This window comes from Lysobacter enzymogenes (assembly GCF_017168095.1).
In the GTDB taxonomy this organism is placed as follows: Bacteria; Pseudomonadota; Gammaproteobacteria; order Xanthomonadales; family Xanthomonadaceae; genus Lysobacter; species Lysobacter enzymogenes_D.
This window is the reverse complement of the sequence record NZ_LXSD01000393.1, coordinates 1-3,495: the sequence shown is the minus strand read 5'-3', so window position 1 is coordinate 3,495 and position 3,495 is coordinate 1. Positions and strand designations below refer to the sequence as shown.

Below are 3,495 nucleotides of genomic sequence, written 5' to 3'. Positions count from 1 at the left end.
AAGCCGGAATCCAACCGAAACTGCGTAGCCCCGCCGTCGCACTCCAAAGCTACAAACCTCCACGCCGTCATTCCGGCGAAAGCCGGAATCCATTTTGCTCTTGCTCTCCCACGCGCCAAAGAAACCAAGAGCAAAATCAAAATGGACTCCGGCTTTCGCCGGAATGACGGGGTAGAAGCGGCGACTCCCAACCTCATCACCGCACCACGAAGGAATTCCCCATGAGCTTCATGCAGACATTGCGCCGCCGCTGGCAGCAAGCCGACACCCTGGTCTGCGTGGGCCTGGACCCGGAACCGCCCCGGTTCCCGGCCAAATTCGCCGCCGACGCCGACGCCGTGTTCGCCTTCAACCGCGACATCGTCGACGCCACCGCCGAATTCGCCTGCGCGTTCAAGCCGCAGATCGCCCACTTCGCCGCGCTGGGCGCCGAAGACGCGCTGGCGCGGCTGATCGCCCACATCCACGCGCGCCATCCCGAGGTGCCGGTGATCCTGGACAGCAAGCGCGGCGACATCGGCAGCACCGCCCAGCACTACGTCAGCGAAGCCTTCGACCGCTACCGCGCCGACGCGGTGACGGTGAACCCGTACATGGGCCGCGATTCCGCCCAGCCCTTCCTCGACCGCGCCGACCGCGGCGTGGTGGTGCTGTGCCGCACCTCCAATCCCGGCGCCGGCGACCTGCAGGATCTCGATGTCGGCGGCCGCCCGCTCTATCAGCGCGTGGCCGAGAAGGTCGCCAACGAATGGAACGGCCACGGCAACTGCGCGCTGGTGGTCGGCGCGACCTGGCCGGAGCAGTTGCGCGAAGTGCGCGCCATCGTCGGCGAGCTGCCGCTGCTGGTGCCCGGCGTCGGCGCCCAGGGTGGCGATGCGCAGGCGGTGGTGAGCAACGCCAGGAGCGCCGACGGCACCGGCCTGATGATCAACAGCTCGCGCGCGATCCTGTACGCCTCCGGCGGCGACGATTACGCCGACGCCGCGACCGCCGCGGCGCGCGCGCTGCGCGACGAGATCAACCGCTACCGCTGAGGCGGCGGCGCCGATGGCGGCGAAACTGCACGAACTGGACCTCGCCCAGGTAGAGACGGCGGTAGCCGCGCTGCACCGGCGCGGCCGGATCGAATTCCTGCAGCGCGGGACGATGCCCGAGGCCGACGTGTTCCTGTGCCGCAGCGGCGGCCGCCGCTTCAACGTCAAGTTCGACCTCGCCTGCGGCGCGCAGGTCGACGCGGTGGACGCGTTCTCGCGGCAGGAACTGGCCGAGCTCGAACAGGCCTTGATCGAAGCGGCGGCTTAGCCGGCGAAGCGGCCGCAGGCCGCCTCGCCACGCATGGCCGTCAGCCCTCGAACGCGCGCAGGCCGCCGTCGCGCCAGACGAACAGACCGGACGACAGGCCGTACGGCGAGCTGCGCGCGATCTCCTGCGCGATCTCGCGCAGCGCGGCCACGCTCTCGCCGTCGTCGCTGCCGCACACCATCAGCTCGTCGCGCGCGGCGATCGCGAACACCGGCTCGCCGCGCAGTTCGATGCGGTCGCGCCAATGCTCGAACAGCAGCGCCATGCCCGCGTCGTAGTTGCGGTCCAGGCGCGCGGCGTAGCGGCCGCCGCCGCCCTGCAGCTGCAGCTGCGGCAGCGAACGGGCCAGGTTCTCCAGCGCGTGCGCGCGCAGCGCAGCGCCGCGCAGTTCGCGCTGCTCGGCTTCTTGCGGCGAAAGAAAACTCATCGAGGCCGTCGTGTCGAGCACGTAGGTCACGATCAGATCGCCCGCCAGCGGTTCGACCACGAACGGCGCGGCGTCCATCCCCGGTTGCGAGGCGCGCAATTGGCCCATCGCGGTTTCGTGCCAGTCGCGGGTCTTGATGACCGGCAGCACCGTGCCCGCGTCCTCGTCCTGGTCCTCGGCCGACAGCCGGCGCTGCATCTCGCGCACCGACGCCATCTGGTCGGCGAGCACGGCGTCGAGCGCGTGCGGCTCGCTCAGATAGCGCTGGTAGGCGTTGCCCAGTTGCAACCCCGCCTGGATTTCGCCGGGCAGCGACACGTCGATGCGCGCCTCGTTCTGCGCGCCGGGGACGATGCGGATGTACGCGTCGGGAAAGGCGTCGCGCAGCTCGCCGGCGAAGCGCTGGGCGAAGGCCGGCAGGTCGAGGAGGGCGGGGGATGCGGCGGAGGACGCGGCCGGTTTGCGGCCGAACAGCTTGCTCAGGAAAGACACGACCGGTTCCTTGTGGTCATTGGGGTAGGCCGACTATACCGCCGTATCGCAGCGCGTCATCGCCGCGCCGCGGCGCCCGCCCGGTTCAGCCTTCGAACGCGCGCAGCGCGCCGTCGCGCTGCACGAACAATTGCGCCGACAGGCCGTAGGCCGAATCGCGCGCGATCTCCTGCGCCACCGTGCGCAGCGCGCGCAAGGCGGGGCGGTCGTCGCTGCCGCACAGCAGCAGTTCGTCGCGCGCGGCGATCGCGAACACCGCCTCGCCGCGCACCGGCGCGCGATCGCGCCAGTGCTCGAACAGCAGCGCCATGCTGGCGTCGTAGTTGCGGTCCAGGCGTGCGGCGTAGAGGCCGTCGGCGCCCTGCACTTCCAGCTCCGGCAGGAACCGGCGCAGGTTGCGCAGCGCGCAGGCGCGCAGGGCGTCGCGGTCGAGGCCGCGGCGCTCGGCTTCGGCCGGCGACAGGTAGTCCATCGATTCGGGCCGGTCTTCGGCATAGGTCAGCACCAGGTCGCCGGCCAGCGGCTCGATCACGAACGCGCTGCGCGCGCCGCCGCCGATCGAACGCGCCTGCTGCAGCGCCAGCTCGTGCCAGGCGCGGGTCTTGAGCACCGGGAGGATGGCGTCGTCGCGCGCGGCTTCGGCGCCGCGCTCGTAGCGGCGGCGCGCTTCGCGCGCGGCCGCGACCTGTTCGGCCAGCACCTGTTCCAGCGCCGCGGGCGCGGCGAGATAGCGCCGGTAGCCGTCGCCGACGAACTGGGCGTCGGCGAATCCGTCGGCCAGCGACCAATCGATGCGGGTGTCGGCCAGGTGCGCGCCGAAGCTCAGCCGCACCCGCGCCTGCGGCCAGGCCGCGCGCAAGGCCTGGGCGTGGCGCTCGGCGAAGCTGTGCAGGTCGAGCGGATCGGCCGGCAGTGCGGCGGCCTGCGCCGGTGCGGATCCGCGGCCGCCGAACAGGCGGTTCAACAAGGTCAACGACATCGCCGTCCCTCCGGGACCGGGCCCCCTGCCCGCGCCGGCCGACTATACGAACGCCGCCGTGAGGGCGCGCCTCACGCCGCAACGCACGCGGCGAGCGCGGCGGCGATCACGCTGGCGGTCGTCGCCAATGCGGGCTTCGCCGGCTAGGCTGGGCGGCATGAACGCCCATTCCGCCGCTGTCGCCGCTCCGGCCGCTCGCGAAGATTCCGCCGGCTCCGCCCACTCCACCGATTCCGCCGCGCCCGCCTCGCCGTCCCGCCGCCGCGCGCTGGCCGCCGGGCTGGCCGCGCTCGGC

General features: G+C 72.0%; 5 protein-coding genes. 3 read left to right on the top strand and 2 right to left on the bottom strand.

Translation table 11 applies throughout. From position 1 onward, the window contains the following. The 3 genes from A7A76_RS16265 to A7A76_RS16255 all read left to right on the top strand — a co-directional run. The coding region (locus A7A76_RS16265; RefSeq protein WP_206412173.1) for a hypothetical protein at positions 1-225 on the top strand (225 nt) is incomplete at its 5' end. Further along, the gene (pyrF, locus tag A7A76_RS16260; RefSeq protein ID WP_206412172.1) at positions 222-1,034 is read left to right on the top strand and encodes an orotidine-5'-phosphate decarboxylase; all 813 of its coding nucleotides are present in this window, start codon (positions 222-224) and stop codon (positions 1,032-1,034) included. The genes A7A76_RS16265 and pyrF, both read left to right, overlap by 4 nt. Positions 1,035-1,047: 13 nt before the next feature. Next, complete coding sequence (locus A7A76_RS16255) at positions 1,048-1,302, top strand: hypothetical protein (RefSeq protein WP_206412171.1); 255 nt, start codon at positions 1,048-1,050, stop codon at positions 1,300-1,302. Positions 1,303-1,342: 40 nt separating this feature from the next. Here the strand turns inward: A7A76_RS16255 and A7A76_RS16250 are convergent, their stop codons facing one another. Beyond that, positions 1,343-2,221: a hypothetical protein gene (locus A7A76_RS16250; protein ID WP_206412170.1), complete on the bottom strand. Its 879-nt coding sequence runs from the start codon at positions 2,219-2,221 to the stop codon at positions 1,343-1,345. A gap of 85 nt (positions 2,222-2,306) precedes the next feature. Then, positions 2,307-3,200 (bottom strand): hypothetical protein, encoded by an 894-nt coding sequence (locus tag A7A76_RS16245; RefSeq protein ID WP_206412169.1) that lies wholly within the window; start codon positions 3,198-3,200, stop codon positions 2,307-2,309. Between the last annotated feature and the right edge of the window lie 295 nt (positions 3,201-3,495).